Origin of the sequence: Promicromonospora sp. Marseille-Q5078 (assembly GCF_050315395.1) — a bacterium.
Lineage (GTDB): Bacteria > Actinomycetota > Actinomycetes > Actinomycetales > Cellulomonadaceae > Isoptericola.
The window spans coordinates 998,803-1,017,206 of the sequence record NZ_JBNPQG010000001.1 but is presented as its reverse complement, the minus strand read 5'-3'; the positions used below and the strand labels follow the sequence as shown (position 1 = coordinate 1,017,206).

Here is an 18,404-nt window from a genome sequence, read left to right as displayed (position 1 = left end):
TCAGATGCTCTCGTGCACGCACCTCGTCCCGACGCCGCCCCCGAGGCAATCCTCGGCCGCGACGCCGAGCTCGCCCGCGTGGAGGCGCTGGCCACGCCGGGCTCCGGCGGGGCGCTCCTCGTCGTCGGCGAGCCGGGCCTCGGCAAGACCATGCTGCTCGACCACGCCGCCGGCCACGCGCGCGGGTCCGGCCGCCGCGTCCTGGTCGCCCGCGGCGCGCGGGGCGAGCGTGACCTCGCGTTCGCCGCGCTGCACCAGCTGCTGCTGCCCCGCCTCGACCACGTCGGCAGCCTGCCGGCGCCGCAGGCGCGCGCCCTCGGGGCCGCGCTCGGGCTGCGCGAGGACTCGGCGATCCCCGACCGGCTGCACCTGGCCGCGGGCGCGCTCACGCTGCTGTGCGAGGCGCCCGGCCCGGACGCCGCGACCGACGACGGCGGCACCCTCGCGATCGTCGACGACCTGCACTGGGCGGACGAGGCGTCCCGCGACGTGCTGCTCTTCTGCGCGCGCCGCCTGACCGACGCGTCGGCGGGGACGGCCCTGCTCGTCGCGACCCGTCCCCCCGGGCCTCCCGACCCGCTGCCCGCGATCGTGCTGTCGGGGCTCGACGACCAGGCGGCCGCCCGCCTGCTCGACCGGCAGCCCGAGCCGCCGCCGGCGGCGATCCGTCGCGACGTGCTGGAGCTGGCCGACGGCAACCCGCTGGCGCTCGTGGAGCTGTCCCGCTCGGGCGGCTCCGTCCCGGCACGCGCCGCCGCGGCGGCGGGCCCGTGGCCGGTGAGCGAGCGGGTCGAGCAGGCGTTCGCCGCCCGGCTCCCCGCGCTGCCGGGCCCCACCCGTCGGCTGCTCCTGCTCGCGGCCGCGGCCGACGGCGACGACCTCGGCCCGGTGCTCGCCGCCGACGGCCACGACGACCCCGGCGACGCGCTCGACGCGTGGGCGCCCGCGGAGCGGGCCGGCCTGGTGCACCTGGACGGCTCGCGGTTCCGCTTCCGGCACCCGCTCGCGCGGGCCGCCGTCTACCAGGCGGCGCCGCTCGCCGAGCGCCGGGGCGCGCACCTGGCCCTCGCCGAGGTCGTCGAGGACCCCGACCGGCAGGCCTGGCACCGCGCGGCCGCCGCCGTCGGCCCCGACGACGAGGTCGCGCGCCAGCTCGAGGACACGGCCGACCGGGCACGGGAGCGGGGCGGCTGGGCCGCCAGCGCCCGTGCCCTGGAGCGGGCCGCCGACCTCTCCCCCGAGCCCGCCGCGGCGGCGCGCCGGTTCCTCCTCGCCGCGCCCGCGGCGATGTACACGGGGCGCACGGCCTGGGTGGAGCGGCTCGCGGGCCTCGCCCGGGCGGCCGCCGAGGACGACCTCACCCGCCTCGAGGCCGACCTCTACGCCGGCTGGGCGGTCGCCTCGACCCCGCGGCACCGCGAGGCCGTCGAGCGGCTCACGTCCGTCGCGCGGCGCGGCGCCGGCGAGGACCCCGAGCTGGCCCTCTCCGCCCTGGCCCCCGCCGCCGTCGCCGCCTACAACTCCGGCGACGACGGCCTGATCGACGACGTCGTCCGCGCGCTGGGGGCCCTGCGCCCGCCCGACGACGAGCCCGTCACCGCCTGGGTGCGCGGCACGGCCCAGCCCTTCGCCCCCACCTCGCGCGCCACGCTCGACGCCGCGGTCCGCGCGCACGCGGACCTCGGCATCAGCGAGCTCAACGTGCTCGGCGGCGCCGCCTGGGTGCTCGACGAGACCGCGCTGGCCGCGCGGCTGCTCGGCGAGCTGCTCGACCTGTTCGCCCACGGCCCGACGGCGGGCACGAACGCGCTGGTCTCGAGCACGGTCGCGGCGGCCCTGCAGGAGCTCGGGCGGTGGGACGACGCGCAGGCCCATGCCGAGGACGCGGCGCGGATCGCCGACGCGACGGGGATGCCGGTCGTGCGGGCGGCCGCCACCGCCACGTCGGCGATGCTGGCCGCCTCCCGCGGGCGCGTGGAGGAGGCGCGCGGCCTCGCCCACGAGGCCCTCGCCGCGGTCGACCCGGAGACGACCCGCGCGGTCGGGGTGCGCGCCCGGCAGGCGCTCGGGCTGGCCGCGCTCGCCGCGGGCGACCCGGAGGGTGCCTACGGCGTGCTGCGCCGGACGTTCGACGCCACGGGCCGCCCCGTGCACCGGCACGCCTCCGTGCACTCGCTCGTGCTGCTCGCCTCCGCGGCGGCGCGGGGCGAGCGGCCGGAGCTCCTCGACGGCGCCCGGCGGGTCGTCGAGGCGACGACGGCGCACGTCGGGACGTCGCCCGGCCCCCGCGTGGTCGCGCTGCTGCACCACGCCCGCGCCCTCCTCGCCGCGCCGGAGGACGCGGAGCCCGCCTACCGCGCCGCGCTGGCCGACCCGGCGGCCGCCACCTGGCCGTTCGAGCGGGCGCTCGTCCGGCTCGACCTCGGGGAGCGGCTGCGCCGCCTGCAGCAGGTGAGCGCGGCCCGCACGGAGCTGAGCGCGGCGCGCGAGACGTTCCTGCGGATCGGCGCCGTGCCCTTCGCCGACCGGGCGACGGCGGAGCTGCGGGCCGCCGGCGTCCCCGTGCCGGAGCGCACCCCCGACACCCTCGCGCAGCTCACGCCGCAGCAGCGCCGCATCGTGCGGCTCGCCGCGCAGGGCCGCACCAACCGCGAGATCGCGGAGCGCCTCTTCCTGTCGCCGCGCACCGTCGGCTTCCATCTCTACCGGGTGTTCCCCGTGCTGGGCGTGACGTCGCGGGCACAGCTGCGCGACCTGGTCGACGCCGGCCCGGCCGAACCAGGACCAGTCATCTGACAGAAGCGCGCGCCGCCCCCGCCGGGTGATCGTGGTGCCTCCGATCCCCGCACGGGAGGCATCATGACCGAGTTCAGCACGCCCCGCAGGGCCGTGGTCTTCGTCCACGGCCTGTGGCTCCACGCCGATTCCTGGACGCCGTGGATGGACCGCTTCGCCGAGGCCGGCTACGCGCCGTACAACCCCGGCTGGCCGGGCGACTCGGCCACCGTCGCGGAGGCCAGGCAGGACCCGGACCGGGCCGGCGGCCACGGCATCGACGAGATCGTCGCGCACTACGTCGACGTCATCGACGGCCTGCACGTCGAGGGCCTGGACCCGCGCCCGGTCGTCGTCGGGCACTCGTTCGGCGGGCTCATCACCCAGCGGCTGCTCACCGAGGGCCACGCCGCCGCCGGCATCGCCATCGACCCGGCGCCCATGCGCGGCAACATCCTGCTGCCGCCCAGCTCGCTCAAGGTCGCGTCGGTCGCCCTGAAGAACCCCGCCCACTACCAGGGCGCGGTGTCGCTGACGCCGGAGGAGTTCCGCTACGGCTTCGCGAACGAGCTGTCCGACGAGGAGGCGGCCGCCCTCTACGACCAGTGGACGATCCCCTCGCCGGGCCGCCCGCTGTTCGAGGACGCGACGGCGAACCTGCTGCCCGGCTCTCCCGCCCGGGTCGACACCCACAACGCGGACCGCGGCCCGCTCCTGTTCATCGGTGGCGGCATGGACCACACGGCACCCGCGTCGCTGACGCGGACGTCCGCGAAGATCTACCGCAAGCACTCCGACGCCGTCACCGACCTCGTCGAGTTCCCCGACCGGGGACACTCGCTCACCATCGACCACGGCTGGACCGAGGTCGCGGACGCCGCGCTCGCGTGGCTCAAGGAAAAGGGGCTGTGATGCCTTTCATCACCACCACCGACGGTCTCGAGATCTTCTACAAGGACTGGGGCAGCGGCACGCCCGTCGTGTTCTCCCACGGCTGGCCGCTCAACGCCGACGCCTGGGACCGGCAGATGACGGAGGTCGTCGACGCCGGCTTCCGCGCCGTCGCGCACGACCGCCGCGGCCACGGCCGGTCCACCCAGACCTCCACGGGCAACGACATGGACCACTACGCCGACGACCTCGCGGCCCTGCTGGAGCAGCTCGACCTCACGGACGTCGTGCTCGTCGGGCACTCGACCGGCGGGGGCGAGGTGGCGCACTACCTGGCGCGGCACGGCTCGGCGCGGGTGCGCAAGGCCGTGCTGGTCGGCGCCGTGCCGCCGCTGATGGTGCAGACCCCGGAGAACCCGGACGGCACACCGATCGAGGTCTTCGACGGCATCCGCGAGGGCGTGCTCAAGGACCGCGCGCAGTACTACCACGAGCTCGCGGTGCCGTTCTTCGGCGCGAACCGCGAGGGGTCGACGGTCTCGCAGGGGGCGCTCGACCAGTTCTGGCGCCTGTCGATGCAGGCCGGGCTCAAGCCGGCCTACGACTGCATCGCGCAGTTCTCCGAGGTCGACTACACCGCCGACCTGGAGAAGATCGACGTCCCGGTCTTCGTGGCGCACGGCGACGACGACCAGATCGTGCCGATCAAGGCCGCGGGCCTGCGCTCGGCGGAGATCCTGAGCGACGCGACGCTCAAGGTCTACCCCGGCGCGTCGCACGGGATCGTGGGGGCGTACGAGGACGAGTTCACGAAGGACCTGGTGGCGTTCGTCCAGGCATGACGCCGCAGGGCGGTCCCCCCGGTCGCGAGGCCGGAGGGACCGCCCTCACGTGTGCGCCCCGGCCGGGGGCGTGAGCACGTGCTCCAGGTCGGAGGCGTCCACGAGCGGGTCGTCGAGATCCACGGTGAGCTGCGAGCGCGCCATCATCCGGCCCGCCCCGGTGATGGCGGAGCGCAGCGCGGGGTAGTCGCCCACCTGGGCCCGCTCCAGCACGGTGCCGACGAACCGGCTGCCGCGCGGCGAGATCGTCTCCAGCGACTGCCCCTCCCGGATCTCGCCCCGCCGGGCCATCAGCGCGAGCCGCGCGGACGTGCCGGTGCCGGTGGGGCTGCGGCAGAGCACACCGGGGTGCACGTAGGTCGCCGACGGGGACTCCCACCGCCCGTCGCCGACCTCTCGCAGCGGCCCCATGAAGTGCGCGAACGGCAGCGGCCCGACGTCGCCGAGGTCCGGGTGCTCCTGCCGCAGGCCCGGCCGGGCGGCGCGGACGAAGGCGTCCCCGAACGCGGTCAGCGCGATCTGCTCGGTCTCGCCGAGGCTGAACCCGTACCGGGACGCGTCGATGAGCGCGTAGTACGCGCCGCTCCACACCAGGTCGAACAGCACGTCGCCGTGGTTCGGCACCTCCACGCTCAGCGCCTCGTCGGCCACGTACGCGGGCTCGCCCTGCGTGGTGATCGACACGACCCGGCCGTCGGTGACCCGCGCGCTGATCCGGGCGAGGCCTGCGGGCGACTCCAGCACCACGTCCTGCAGCCCGTCGCCCTCGCGCAGCGGGATGGCGCCGCTCTGCAGCAGCGCCGTGGCGGTGCAGATCGTGTTGGAGCCCGAGTACAGCGGGTACCCCATCGCCTCCATGATGATGTAGCCGGCCTGCGCCTCCGGGTGGCTCGGCTCGACGATCAGGTCCACCGACATCGCCGGGTCGCCGTAGGGCTCCGACAGCAGCAGGCGGCGCAGCCCGTCGCCGGCGTGCTGCAGGTAGCGGGCCTTCTCCAGCACGGTCGCCCCGGGCAGGGGCTCGACGCCGGACATGACGACGCGGCTGACGTCGCCGCCGGACTGCGTGTCGATCAGCTCGAGGGTGCGTTCACGGCTGCGCATACGGTGCCCCCACGGTGTCCCAGTGCCGGTCGGGGACGACGACCAGCTTGCCGACGTACGTCTTGGCCATGAAGGCCCGCTGCGCCTCGTGCAGGTCGGAGAGGCGGTACGTGCGGTCCAGGAGCGGCCGGATCTCGCCGTCGGAGACGTAGCGCACCAGCCGCCGGAACGCGGTGCGCGTCCCCTGGGACGAGCCGTGCAGCTCGAGCTGCTTGAGGTACATCGTGCGCAGGTCGAGCTGCACGACGGGCCCCGCGATGGCGCCTGCCGTCGTGTACCGGCCCTCGGGCCGCAGGATGCGCAGCAGTTCGTTGAACATCGGCCCGGCGACCAGGTCGGCGACGACGTCGACCGGCCCGTCGACGACGCGCTCCACCTCCGCGACCAGGTCGGTGCTGTCGCGCAGGACGACGTCCTGCGCGCCGATCGACCGCAGCGCGTCCTCCTTGCCCGCGCTGGACACCGCGTACGGGACCGCGCCCCGCACCCGTGCCAGCTGAACGATGGCGGAGCCGACGCCGCCGGACGCCCCCGTCACCAGCACCCGCTCGCCCTCGGCAAGCCGCGCCCGGTCGAGCATCTGCTCCGCCGTCAGGTAGGCGCAGCAGAACGTGGCGAGCTCCGCGTCGGCGATCTCCGCGGTGATCTCGTAGGCGTTCTCCGCCGGCACCGCCACGTACTCGGCGTAGCCGCCGTCGCGCCCGTGGCCGATGTAGTCGATGTCGGCCAGGCTGTCGTCGCCCTCGGGCCGGTGGTAGATGGAGAAGTCCACGATCACGCGCTGCCCGACGCGCTCCTGCGGCACGCCCTCGCCGACGGCGGCGATCACCCCGACCGTGTCCGCGCCCTGGATGCGCGGGAACGTGAGGGTGGGGCTGCCGCGTCTCCAGGACGAGACCGACGCCGGGTCGGTCTCCGTGCCGTACGCACCCTCCCGGACCCACACGTCCGTGTTGTTCATGCCGCAGGCGTGCACGTCGATCAGCACCTCGCCGGCCTCCGGCACGGGGGTGGGCACGTCGTCGCGATACACCAGCCGGTCGAGGCCACCGTGGCCGACGAGCTGGAACGCCTTCATCACCGCCGGAATCTCCGCCATCAAGGGAGCCTAGGGGCGACACCCCCGCCCCGTCATGGGGTGCGGCGAGGTGTCACCCGCCCGTCACGCGACCGCAACACGGCCGCCCCGGGAGGGCGCACGGCGTCCGGTGGGAGAATCGGGCCCGTGCCCGACCAGCTCCCGCCCACCGCGCCGGACTCCCCCGAGCCCGTCGAAGGGTCGTCCCCGTTCGCCCACGTCGTCTACTACGAGCCCCGCATCCCCGGGAACACGGGTTCGGCGATCCGCCTCGCGGCGGTGACCGGCGCCCGCCTGCACCTCGTGGAGCCGCTGGGCTTCGACCTGTCGGAGGCGAAGCTCAAGCGGGCCGGCCTGGACTACCACGACCTCGCCGTCGTGGACGTGCACCCGTCGTTCGACGCCGTGCTCGACGCCCTGCCCGGCGCCCGGGTCTTCGCGTTCACCGCGCACGCCACGACCTCGTACACGGACGTCGACTACCGGCCCGGCGACGTGCTGCTGTTCGGGCCCGAGCCCACCGGCCTGCCCGACGAGGCGCTCGGCCACCCGCGCGTCACCGACCGGGTCAAGATCCCCATGCTCCCCGGGCGCCGGTCGCTCAACCTCACCAACGCCGCGTCGATCGTCGTCTACGAGGCGTGGCGGCAGGCGGGCTTCCCGGGAGCCTCCTGAGGCGGTCCGGCAAAGGCCTGTTCCCCCCCGCCGAGACAGGGGTACGGTCCAGCGCCATGAGCACACCGGCGACGGCCCGGCCCCCGAGGATCGAGGACGTGCCGGCCATGGCACGCGTGCACGTCGCGTCCTGGCAGGAGACCTACCGCGGCCTCATGCCGGACGAGGTCCTCGACGACCCCGGCTTCGTCGCCCGACGCGAGCAGCAATGGACCCGGGCCCTGTCCGACGACCGGCACGCGGCCTATCGCTGCGCCGTCGTCGACCACGACGGCGTGGTGGTCGGCGTCGCGATGTCCGGACCGCCCGAGAGTTCCGGTGCGCCGGCGGCCCGCCACGTGTACGCGCTCTACCTGCGCGCGGCGCACCACGGCTCCGGAGCAGGCACGGCCTTGTTGGAGGCCGTGCTCGGCCCCGACGAGGGTGCGACGCTCTGGGTCACCGACCCGAACCCGCGCGCGCAGGCGTTCTACCGCAAGCACGGCTTCCGGCCCGACGGTTCGACCCGGGCGGACGACGGCGTACGCACCGTCCGGATGACGCGCTCCGCCGGGCCTGCTCGCCGACGACTGGAATGAGGGCGTCATCCCTCCGGCTGATGCGCCCGGCGGCGCCCGCCGCGAAGATGGGCTCATGCGCAGCAGCCTCATGACCCACACCGAGCCGCAGGGCGAGCCCGGCAGCTTCCAGCTCGTCAACCCCCGGATGCTGAAGGTCGACCTCGCCGGCTCCGGCGGGTTCTTCTACGCCAAGCAGGGGTCGATGGTCGCGTACCAGGGCGGCGTCGACTTCGCCTACGAGGGCAGCGGCGGCGTCGCCAAGATGTTCAAGAAGGCGTTCACCGGCGAGGGCATGTCGCTGATGAAGGTCTCCGGCAGCGGCGACGTCTTCCTCGCCCAGGACGCCGACGAGGTGTTCGTGCTGTACCTGGAGAACGAGAGCGTCACCGTCTCGGGCAGCAACATCCTCGCGTTCGAGAGCACCCTCACCTGGGACATCAACCGCGTCCAGGGCGCGTCGGTGCTCAGCGGCGGGCTGTTCAACACGACGTTCACCGGCACCGGCGCGCTCGCCGTCACCGCCTACGGCACGCCCGTCGTGCTGCAGGTCGACGAGCCGACGTACGTCGACATGCAGAGCGTCGTGCTCTGGTCCACGACGCTCACCAGCACCGTGCGCAAGACCGCCAAGCTGGGCGCCGCCATCGGCCGTGGCTCCGGCGAGGCGTACCAGCTGGGGCTCACCGGGGACGGGATCGTCGTGGTGCAGGCCTCCGAGGGCCACCCGCTGCCGAACCAGCAGTAGCCCCCCCCGCGCGCGCACGGCGGGGCGGCACCCTTGCGCGCCGCCGTGCGCCTGGGAATGCTCGCCTCATGAGCTCCCATGACTGGCCCCGGCTGGGCGATATCGCCGTCGACCCCGCCGCACTCATCGAACCCGGCCGACCGCTGCGCGACGTGCTCGCCGAGCGGGGCGTGCCCGGGGACGTGGTGACGGGCGACCTGCCGCTGCACGGGTGGCGGGAGCTCGCCAGCGTCCCTCCCGGTGCCGCCCCGCCCACGACGGCGGTGCTCGGGTCGCCCGCGGACGGCGACCCGGCGCGCTGGTGGGTCGGCACGGTGTCGCGCGGGTCCCGCGACGGCTCCCACGCATGGGGTGCGCACCACGAGCCTCTCCCGCTGCGCCCGAGCGTCGCGGAGCGCACCCATGGGCTCGTCCTGCGCTGGGCGGGTCCGACGGCGTCGGCTCCGGACGTCGACCACCTGGCGGTCGACGTCGTCAACGAGGGCTCCGACCGCTGGTCGCCGCAGGAGGGCGAGTCGTTCGTCGCCCTCGGATTCCTGCGACCGATCGACGCCAATCCGACAGGGTTCGCCTTCGGCTACGCCTCCGGGGGGACGACCACCGTCCCGCTCGATCCCGGCGAGTACTCGCGCGTCCCCGTGGCGATCGGCGCGCAAGAATGGCGGGGCATGGCGCCCGGTCGGGTCCATGTCCATGCCCTGGTACCGCGGCTCGCCCTACGCACCGAAGCTCCGCTCGAGGTCGAGCTGAGCGAGGACGTGGTCTTCAGGCACCGTTCGGCGGACGGCTCTCAGCGGGGACGGGGCGACGCAATGTTGCGCCGCCGGCTCACCGGCACCAGCGCCCTCCTTGCCGCGCGGGCCGAGCTGCCGCGACTGGTCGACGAGGTTCTCTCGGCGGCCTCCGACGACGATGCCGTCGCCCGGGTGGCTGCCGTGCTCGGGTGCGACGACGAGTCCGCCCGTATGGTCGCCCACGCCGGCCTGGTGCAGTACCGGTCGGCGGAACGGATCGAGCGCGAGGTCGCGGACCTCAGGAGGCGCCTGGCCGACCCCGCGTGAGTCGGCGCCGCCCTCAGGCGGGGGTCAGCACCTCGACCCGGTTGCCCGCGCCGTCGCGCGTGTGGAACCGGAGGTAGCCCGTGAACGACTCGCGCTCGGAGCGGTCGACGGCGAACCCGGCGGCCTCGAGCCGGTCCGCGGTGCCGTCGAGCGTCGCGACGTCGTCGACCACCAGCGCCGGGTGCGCCTTGCGCGCCGGGGCGAACGGGTCCTCCACGCCGACGTGGACCTCCGCGACGACCGTGCCGGCCGCGTCGTGGCCCCGGAACCAGCAGCCACCGCGCCCCGCCAGCTCCGGCGGCTTGGACACATCGGTCAGCCCGAGGCCCGCGCCGTAGAACGCGCGCGCCGCGTCCTCGCCGCCCGTCGGGCACGCCACCTGCACGTGATGCAGCCGCATCGCTGTCTCCTCATCGTCGAAAGTATCTTGACGTCAAGATACCTCGCGCCGGCGACGATCCCGGCGGCGCCGCTCCGCGGCGGCACGAACGCAGAGGCCCCCGCCGACGTAGATCGGGAGCATCACGGCGAACCGGCCGAGCTGCGAGATCCCCGGGGCGAGCGCCTCGACGACGTAGGTGGCGGCGACCACCGAGGCCACGAAGGCCAGGCCCACCCCCAGCACGCGCACGCCGTCAGCCCTCCAGCAGCCAGACGGCCGCCCGGCGCAGCAGCTCGGCGTGCGACGGGGAGTCGTAGGCGCGCACGTCGTGACCCAGCCCGCTGTACACGGTGCGGCCGCCATGGGCGTCGGCGACCCAGATCGCGGGGTGGCGCTCGCCGTCGTCGTCGGTCACCCAGCCCAGCACCTGCGACGACGACGCCACGCGCAGGCGGCAGTACCGCTCGTCGGCGACGTCGACGGCGCCGAGCCCGTCGGTGATCGGGTGGGCGCCCACGGCGAGGGGCACGACCGTCTGGCCGAACGGCGGGTGCATCGAGGTGCCGGGCACCCAGCGGCCGCCGAGCACCTCCTCCCACGCGGGGTGGTCGCCGAACGCGTTGGCCGACTGGTGCACGGCGAGGATCCGGCCACCGGCGCGCGCCCAGGCGTCGAGGCGCTCGTGGAACGGCGCCCACGCCGCGTCGTCGGGGCCGATGCCGGCCTCGCGGAACCCTGGCCACGGGGTGCCCGCGTTGACCACGAGGAGGTCGACGCCGTCCAGGTCGTCGAGCGCGTCGGGAGTCGTGCTGCGCACCACGACGTCGGGCGCGCCCCCGCCGAGGTCGAGCCCCGAGAGCACGAGCGCGAGGCGGTGCGAGGTGGCGGCGTGGTCGTGCCACGGGTCCTCGTGCCGGCCACGGCCGGCGAGGACGAGGATGCGGGTCGGGCGCGGGGGGTCGGACGGGGTCACGGCGCCCGATCGTGCCGCACCCGGTCGCCCGCCGCCACCCCACGCGCGGGTTCGAACAATTATGTCCATCATATTGAGTAAATGCTCAGAGTGTGGTGTGGTGATCGGCGCAACGACAGCGAAGTCGTCCAGCGGCGGGCACGCCCCGCCCCGAGCCGTGAGGTCATCGATGCCTTCTCGCCTGATCGCCCCACCCCGCACCCTGCCCGAACGCGACCGCGTCCTGAGACGCGTCCTGTCCCCCACCCTCGCCCTCGTGCTCGGCGCCGGCGGTCTCGGCACCGTCGGGGCGGCGTCGGCGGCCGCCGACCCGCCGGCCTCCGGAGGGTCGTTCTGGACGTCCTTCGAGCCCGACGACCCGCAGCCCACCTGGGACAGCGAGGCCGAGCAGGGCCCCGACGGCCCGCGCTCGTCAGGCGTCGTCGGGACCACCGTGCTGGAGCGCAGCCCCAGCACCCCGGTCGGCGACAACGTGCTTCCCGGCGCGACCGACTCCCTCGCCTGGGAGGGCCCGTTCCAGAACGGCGTCGGGAACGTGCCCGGCACGCTCGAGCCGACCGCCGCGCAGGACGACTCCGCGATGCACTGGGCGATGCAGTCCGCCGGCGAGACCTGGGTCCAGGTGCCGATGCCGGACCTCGAGCGCGGCGCCCCGCTGCGCGCGTCGGTGACCCTCAGCGGCAGCGGCACCGTGTTCCTCAACGTGTACGACGGCAACCGCGACGTCGGCGGCGAGGAAGTCACGCTCACGGCCGAGCCGCAGACCGTGACCGTCGACATCGCCCGACCCGCGAGCGGCGGCGGGCGTCCGCAGTTCCAGGTCCGCACGCACCAGAGCGGCGCCCTCGACGTCGTCGTCGCCGACGCGTCGGTCCAGCGGCTGAAGCCCGGCACCATCGACTTCCCGGGCGACGTCACGGACACCGTCGCGACCGTGACCGCCAGCGGTGAGAACGCGCCGAACGAGGTGGCGGCCAACCTGGCCGACGGGGACGTCAGCACCAAGTGGCTGGTCGGCTCCCGGACCCCGTCCGTCACCTACGAGCTCGAGAAGGCCGCCCCCGTCGCGACCTACGCGCTCGCGTCCGCGGGCGACGCCCCCGACCGCGACCCGCGCTCGTGGAAGCTCGAGGGGTCGAACGACGGCGACGCCTGGACCACCCTCGACACCCGGACCAACCAGGGCTTCGCCGAGCGCCTCGAGACCCGCCGGTACACCGTCGCGGAGCCGAAGGCGTTCCGCTACTACCGCCTCAAGGTCACGGAGAACTCCGGCAGCGACGGCACCCAGCTCGCCGAGTGGCTCGTCTCCACGGAGGCCGCCCCGGCCACCCCGATGGCGACGACGCTCGGCACGGGCCCCGCCAGCGCCTACGCCGCGAAGACGCAGGCCGGCTGGACGGGCGCGCACGCCCTGCGCTACGCGGGCAGCCAGACGGCCGAGGGCCGCGGGTACGCGTACAACCGCGTGCTGGACGTCGACGTGCCCGTGGGCACCGGCACGCAGCTGTCGTACAAGCTGTTCCCCGAGGCGTCCGAGAAGGACCAGTCCTACGCGAGCACGCACGTCGCCGTGGACCTCGCCTTCACCGACGGCACGTACCTCAGCGACCTCGCCGCCGCCGACGGCCACGGCTTCGCCCTCGACCCGCAGGGGCAGGGCGACTCGAAGGCGCTGTACGTCAACCAGTGGAACGCCGTGCAGGGCGACCTCGGCGACGTCGCGGCCGGCAAGACGGTCGACCGCGTCCTCGTCGGCTACGACAACGCCGCCGGGCCGGCCGACTTCAGCGGCTGGGTCGACGACATCTCCATCGCCGACGCCCCGGCGCCGAGCACGTCCGACCACCCGTCGGACCACGTCCTGACGACGCGGGGCACCAACTCCACCGGCGACTTCTCGCGCGGGAACAACATCCCCGCCACGGCGGTGCCGCACGGCTTCAACTTCTGGACGCCGTCGACGGACTCCGGGTCCACGAACTGGCTGTACGCCTACCAGAAGGACAACGACGGCCAGAACCGGCCGCAGATCGAGTCGTTCAACCTGAGCCACGAGCCGAGCCCGTGGATCGCCGACCGGCAGATGTTCCAGGTGATGCCGTCCGCCGCGACCGGCACGCCCGACGCGACCCGCTCCGTGCGGGCCAAGACCTTCAGCCACGACAACGAGGCCGCGCGCCCGTACTACTACGGCGTCACGTTCGACGACGGCATGAAGACCGAGATCGCCCCCACCGACCACGCGGCGATGTTCCGGTTCACGTTCACCGGCGACGAGTCGAACGTCCTGTTCGACAACGTGCGCAACGACGGCGGGCTGACCCTCGACCCGGAGACCGGCACCCTGTCCGGCTACACGGACGTCGCGGGCGGCAGCCAGAGCAACGGCTACAAGCGGATGTACGTCTACGCGACGTTCGACCGGCCGGCCACCGCGGGCGACAAGCTCACCGTCGGGGACCGCGACAAGGTGGCGGGCTACCTGACGTTCGACACCTCGACCACCAAGACCGTCGAGATGCGGATCGCGACGTCCCTCATCGGCGTCGAGCAGGCCAAGCACAACCTGGGCCTCGAGATCGCCGGCGACGACACGTTCGAGCAGGTGCGCGACCGCGCACAGGACCTGTGGGACGCCAAGCTCGGCGTGATCGACGTCGAGGGCGCCTCGCAGGACCAGCTCACCACGCTCTACTCGAACCTCTACCGCCTCAACCTCTACCCGAACTCCGGGCACGAGAACGTCGGCACGGCGGCGGCGCCCGAGTGGAAGCACGTCGACCAGTCGGGCACCGGCCTCGACCCCGCACCCGAGGGCACCACGGCGACGAGGACCGGGGCGAGGATCGTCGACGGGAAGGTCTACGTCAACAACGGCTTCTGGGACACCTACCGCACCACCTGGCCCGCGTACTCCCTGCTGTACCCGGGGGACGCCGCCGAGATGGTCGACGGGATGACCCAGCAGTACGACGACGGCGGCTGGGTCTCGCGCTGGTCCGCCCCGGGCTACGCGAACTCCATGACCGGCACGAGCTCCGACGTCGCGTTCTCCGACGTGCTGGGCAAGGGCGTCGACGACATCGACGTGCAGCGGGCCTACGACGCGGCGCTGAAGAACGCGTCCGTGGCGCCGCCGAACGAGCACGTGGGTCGCAAGGGCCAGGAGCAGGCGACGTTCCTCGGCTACACGCCCGCCTCGACGCACGAGAGCGCGTCGTGGTCGCTGGAGGACTACCTCAACGACTACGGCATCGCGACGATGTCGAAGACGCTGGCCGACTCCACCGACGCCTCCGACCCGCGCCACCAGGAGTACGCGGACAACGCCGAGTACTTCCTGAACCGGGCGCAGAACTACGTGCACCTGTTCGACCCCGAGACCGGGTTCTTCCGGTCCAAGGAGGCCGACGGCTCCTGGGAGCAGGACGCCGCCGACTTCGACCCGCGCGCGTGGGGCAGCCCTTACACGGAGACCGACGGCTGGAACTTCGCGTTCCACGCCGTCCAGGACCCCCAGGGCCTGGCAAACCTGTACGGCGGCCGGGACGCGCTCGCCGACAAGCTCGACGAGTTCTTCACCACGCCGGAGACGGCGCAGTTCCCCGGCGCGTACGGCGGCGTCATCCACGAGATGCGCGAGGCCAAGGCGGTCCGGATGGGGCAGTGGGGCCTGAGCAACCAGGTCTCGCACCACATCCCGTACCTGTACGACGCCGTCGGCCAGCCCTCGAAGACGCAGGAGATCGTCCGCGAGGCACTCGCCCGCGGCTTCGTGGGCAGCGAGATCGGCCAGGGCTACCCCGGTGACGAGGACAACGGCGAGATGTCGGGCTGGCAGGTCTTCAACGCGCTCGGCTTCTACCCCCTGCAGGTGGGCAGCCCCACCTACGCCATCGGCTCACCGCTGTTCACGAAGGCGACGATCCACCTCGAGAACGGCAAGGACCTCGTGCTCAGCGCGCCGGAGAACAGCGCGACGAACATCTACATCCAGGGCGTCACCGTGAACGGCAAGCCCCAGACCTCGACGTCCTTCACGCACGAGCAGCTCACCGCCGGCGGGACGATCGAGTTCGACATGGGCCCGACGCCGTCCGCGTGGGGCACCGGCGACGACGACGCGCTCCCGTCGATCACGCAGGGCGACGACGTCCCCGACCCGCTCGCCGACGTCACCGGCCCGAAGAAGGGGACGGCGACGACGGACGACGCCGTCGCGAAGGCCGGCGCGCTGTTCGACGACACGTCGGCCACGTCGACGACGTTCACGTCGCCGAAGCCCACCGTGTCGTACGAGCTCAAGGACCGCACGGCCCGGGCGACGATGTACACACTGACGTCGGCGGCCGAGAAGGGCGGCGACCCGAAGGCCTGGAAGCTGCAGGGCTCGTCCGACGGCACGACGTGGGTCACCCTCGACACCCGGCGCGGGCAGACGTTCGCCGAGCGTCAGCAGACGCGGGCGTTCTCCGTGGCCGACCCGGGGATCTACGGGCACTACCGGCTCGTCGTGACCTCGTCCCAGGACAAGGCCACCTCGCTGTCCGAGCTGGAGCTCCTGGCCCACCAGCCCCGCGTCGCGGAGATCGCCGACGTGGTCGACGCCGCCCGGCACGACCGCGAGATCCCCGCGCGCACGGCGCGGGAGCTGGGCGACGTCCTCGACGCCGCCCAGGCTGCCGAGGACGCGGGCGACGCCGACGGCGTCCGCGCCCAGGTGCGCGCGCTCAAGGCCGTCATGGACACCACGCCGGAGAGCCGCCTCCCCGACCGTGTGCGCGAGGACCTCGAGCTGGTCGTGTCGCAGTGGATCGGGCACGGCGAGGGCCTCGGCCTCGTCCGGGCCCAGATCGGGGACCTCACCCGCAGCGGCGACCTCAACAAGGGTGTCTCACGCACCCTCCTCGGCCTGGTCGAGGACGCGCAGGACGCCGAGGACGGCAACCACGCCGCCCCCCTCGCGGACGCCCTGGCCGAGCTGCGCTCGACCGTCGCGGACGCGAAGGAGAACACGGTGAGCCGGCTCGCGAAGGCGGCGCTGCTGCCCCTGCTGGACGAGCTGATCGCGTCCCCGCCGTCGACGACGCGGGCCACGCGGGCGGCCGAGGTGCTCATGGGCGACTACGACGCCGACAAGGCGTGGTGGCCGTCGAGCTGGTGGAACTCCGCCGTCGCGACGGAGACCGTCATCGAGTACATGCAGCGCACCGGCGACACCAGCTATCTGCCGCAGGTGGACCGCACGTTCGAGCGCAACAAGGGCACGTTCCCCGCGGGTGAGCTCTCGGGCGACGAGCTGTGGGGCAACTTCACCAGCCGCGCCATCGACGACTCCGAGTGGTGGGGCCTCGCCTGGATCCAGGCGTACGACCTCACCGGCGACCAGAAGTACCTGGACATGGCCGAGACCATCGGCGAGTTCGTCCACGGCTACTGGGACACCAGCACCTGCGGGGGCGGCGTGTGGTGGGACGGCGAGCGCACCTACAAGAACGCCGTCACCAACGGCCTCTGGGTGCGGCTGACGGCCGAGCTGCACCAGCGGATCGAGGGCGACACCACGTGGCTCGAGCGGTCGCAGGCCGGCTGGGACTGGATCACCTCCAGCGGCATGATCAACGCCGACGGGCTGGTGAACGACGGCCTGAACGGTGACTGCGAGAACAACGGCGGCACCGTGTGGACGTACAACCAGGGCGTGTTCCTCGGCGGCGGGCTCGAGCTGTACCGGGCCACGGGCGACGCCGACGTGCTCGCCACGGTGCGCAAGCTCGCGGACGCCGGCACCGGCGACCCGGAGCTCGTCACCGACGGGATCCTCACCGAGGAGTGCGACCCGGCGGGAACCTGCGACGACAACGCCAAGCAGTTCAAGGGCATCTTCATGCGGTACCTCGGCGACCTCAACGACAGCCTGGACGGCCACCCGTACCAGGACTTCGTGGACCGTCAGGCGGCGTCCGTCTGGGCGCACGACCGGAACGGTGAGGACCGCCTCGGCCTGCGCTGGGCCGGCGGCAGCGGCTCGGAGAAGGCGAACGTGTTCGACTGGCGCACCCAGGCGAGCGCGCTGAGCGCCCTGCTGGCGAACATGCCGGCCGAGTAGCCAGGAGCAGCCGGCCACGCCTCCGTCGGTCGAGCTTGTCGAGACCCGGTGGTCTCGGCAAGCTCGACCGACGAGGTGAGGTCAGCCGGGTCAGCCGGCGACGGCCCGCACCAGCGCGTCGATGCGCAGGTCGTCGGCGTCGGCGGAGAGCCGGCCCGCGCGGTGCAGCGAGGCGAGGCCGTGCACGGCGCTCCAGAGCACCTCGGCCGCCGTCGCCGGCTCGGCGGGCGGGTGCTCCAGCCCGGCGAGGGTGTCCGCGATCGCCGCGAACCCCTCCTTCATCACCGCCGGGGTGTCGTCCGAGGCGAACGGGACGACGACGGGGAGCAGGAACATCGCGTCGTACGTGGCCGGGTGACGCGCGGCGAAGTCGAGATACGCCGTCACGAGCGCGCGCACCCGGTCGGCGTCCGTCCCCTCCGCGGCGGCGGACGACGGCGCGAGCACGACCGCGAGCTCCTCGAAGCCCGCCATCGCCACCGCCGTGACGATCTCCGTGCGCCCCTGGGGGAAGTGTCCGTAGAGCACCGGCTGGCTGTACTCGATCGCGTCCGCGAGCCGTCGGGTCGTCACGGCCTCCCACCCCTGCTCCTCGGCGAGGGACCTGGCCGCGGCGACGATCCGTTCCCGTCGCTCCTCGACCTGGCGGGCTCGGCGGGCTGCTGCGGGGGTGGCCATGAATCGACCCTAGCACTGCTAGCGGATCACTGATACGTTTCCTAGCACTGCTAGATCAACACTTGGGAAGAGGTCGTCATGGAGTGGTTGCCGATCGTCGCAGTGGTCGTCGTCGGCCTGATGGTGGGGGTGGAGCTGTCGGTCGCGTTCGTGATGAACCCGATCTTCGACCGCCTGCCCGAGGACGCCGGGGTGCTCGCCCGCAGCGACGGCGCCCGGATGCTCGGTGGCGCCATGCCGTACTGGTACATCGGCTCGACGCTCCTGGTCGCCGGAGCGGCGCTGGCGAAGCCGGACGCCGCCGTGGCGGCCTGGACCGCGGTGGCACTGCTGCTCGTCAGCGTGGTCATGTCCGTCGCACTACTGGTCCCGATCGCCAACCGGTCGAAGACCTGGACGCCGGAGACCGCACCTGCCGACCACCACGAGCAGAAGGACAGGTGGAACCGCCTGCACCTGGTGCGGCTCGCCCTGATCCTCGCCGCGTTCGTCCTCGCGACCGTCGTCGCGGCCCGCTGAGAGGCCGCG

At 73.6% G+C, this 18,404-nt stretch carries 15 protein-coding genes; 9 read left to right on the top strand and 6 right to left on the bottom strand.

The annotated features are described in order from the left end of the window. Positions 1-12 precede the first annotated feature (12 nt). The 3 genes from ACQFYA_RS04630 (at position 13) to ACQFYA_RS04620 (ending at position 4,508) form a co-directional block, all read left to right on the top strand. Positions 13-2,796, top strand: a complete 2,784-nt coding sequence (locus ACQFYA_RS04630) for a helix-turn-helix transcriptional regulator (protein WP_499121872.1) — start codon at positions 13-15, stop codon at positions 2,794-2,796. A 63-nt stretch (positions 2,797-2,859) separates the two neighbouring features. Next, a complete protein-coding gene (locus ACQFYA_RS04625; RefSeq protein ID WP_499121870.1) occupies positions 2,860-3,687 on the top strand; it encodes an alpha/beta hydrolase in 828 nt (275 codons plus the stop codon). Next, positions 3,687-4,508 (top strand): alpha/beta fold hydrolase, encoded by an 822-nt coding sequence (locus ACQFYA_RS04620; RefSeq protein ID WP_499121869.1) that lies wholly within the window; start codon positions 3,687-3,689, stop codon positions 4,506-4,508. Before ACQFYA_RS04625 ends, ACQFYA_RS04620 begins: the two co-directional genes overlap by 1 nt. 45 nt (positions 4,509-4,553) lie before the next feature. On the opposite strand, the gene ACQFYA_RS04615 is transcribed toward ACQFYA_RS04620, so the two are convergent. After that, on the bottom strand, positions 4,554-5,612 hold the full coding sequence (locus ACQFYA_RS04615; RefSeq protein WP_499121868.1) for a proline racemase family protein: 1,059 nt from the start codon (positions 5,610-5,612) through the stop codon (positions 4,554-4,556). Next, positions 5,599-6,711, bottom strand: a complete 1,113-nt coding sequence (locus ACQFYA_RS04610) for an alcohol dehydrogenase family protein (protein ID WP_499121867.1) — start codon at positions 6,709-6,711, stop codon at positions 5,599-5,601. The genes ACQFYA_RS04615 and ACQFYA_RS04610 overlap by 14 nt, the downstream gene beginning before the upstream one ends. 126 nt (positions 6,712-6,837) lie before the next feature. Here ACQFYA_RS04610 and ACQFYA_RS04605 point away from each other — a divergent pair, with 126 nt between their 5' ends. The 4 genes from ACQFYA_RS04605 (at position 6,838) to ACQFYA_RS04590 (ending at position 9,731) form a co-directional block, all read left to right on the top strand. After that, positions 6,838-7,365 carry a tRNA (cytidine(34)-2'-O)-methyltransferase gene (locus tag ACQFYA_RS04605; RefSeq protein ID WP_499121866.1) on the top strand — a complete coding sequence of 176 codons (528 nt, stop codon included), beginning with the start codon at positions 6,838-6,840 and terminating at the stop codon, positions 7,363-7,365. A gap of 56 nt (positions 7,366-7,421) precedes the next feature. After that, positions 7,422-7,943 carry a GNAT family N-acetyltransferase gene (locus ACQFYA_RS04600; protein WP_499121864.1) on the top strand — a complete coding sequence of 174 codons (522 nt, stop codon included), beginning with the start codon at positions 7,422-7,424 and terminating at the stop codon, positions 7,941-7,943. A 55-nt stretch (positions 7,944-7,998) separates the two neighbouring features. After that, positions 7,999-8,670, top strand: coding sequence for an AIM24 family protein (locus tag ACQFYA_RS04595; RefSeq protein WP_499121863.1), 672 nt, complete (start codon positions 7,999-8,001; stop codon positions 8,668-8,670). A 68-nt stretch (positions 8,671-8,738) separates the two neighbouring features. Further along, positions 8,739-9,731: a hypothetical protein gene (locus ACQFYA_RS04590; RefSeq protein ID WP_499121862.1), complete on the top strand. Its 993-nt coding sequence runs from the start codon at positions 8,739-8,741 to the stop codon at positions 9,729-9,731. Positions 9,732-9,744: 13 nt separating this feature from the next. Here the strand turns inward: ACQFYA_RS04590 and ACQFYA_RS04585 are convergent, their stop codons facing one another. From ACQFYA_RS04585 to ACQFYA_RS04575, 3 genes are read right to left on the bottom strand one after another with little or no spacing between them, the layout of a single operon-like run. Beyond that, a complete protein-coding gene (locus tag ACQFYA_RS04585) occupies positions 9,745-10,131 on the bottom strand; it encodes a VOC family protein (RefSeq protein ID WP_499121860.1) in 387 nt (128 codons plus the stop codon). Positions 10,132-10,164: 33 nt separating this feature from the next. Then, on the bottom strand, positions 10,165-10,362 hold the full coding sequence (locus tag ACQFYA_RS04580) for a hypothetical protein (protein ID WP_499121859.1): 198 nt from the start codon (positions 10,360-10,362) through the stop codon (positions 10,165-10,167). Between the two features lie 4 nt (positions 10,363-10,366). Then, positions 10,367-11,086, bottom strand: a complete 720-nt coding sequence (locus ACQFYA_RS04575) for a ThuA domain-containing protein (protein WP_499121858.1) — start codon at positions 11,084-11,086, stop codon at positions 10,367-10,369. Between the two features lie 169 nt (positions 11,087-11,255). Here ACQFYA_RS04575 and ACQFYA_RS04570 point away from each other — a divergent pair, with 169 nt between their 5' ends. Next, on the top strand, positions 11,256-17,198 hold the full coding sequence (locus ACQFYA_RS04570) for a GH92 family glycosyl hydrolase (RefSeq protein WP_499121857.1): 5,943 nt from the start codon (positions 11,256-11,258) through the stop codon (positions 17,196-17,198). A gap of 90 nt (positions 17,199-17,288) precedes the next feature. Here ACQFYA_RS04570 and ACQFYA_RS04565 read toward each other — a convergent pair whose 3' ends face one another. Further along, positions 17,289-17,876, bottom strand: a complete 588-nt coding sequence (locus ACQFYA_RS04565; protein WP_499121856.1) for a TetR/AcrR family transcriptional regulator — start codon at positions 17,874-17,876, stop codon at positions 17,289-17,291. Between the two features lie 78 nt (positions 17,877-17,954). Between ACQFYA_RS04565 and ACQFYA_RS04560 the strand changes: the two genes are divergently transcribed. Beyond that, entirely contained in the window at positions 17,955-18,395 is a 441-nt protein-coding gene (locus ACQFYA_RS04560; protein WP_499121855.1) for an anthrone oxygenase family protein, read from the top strand. Positions 18,396-18,404: the final 9 nt, after the last annotated feature.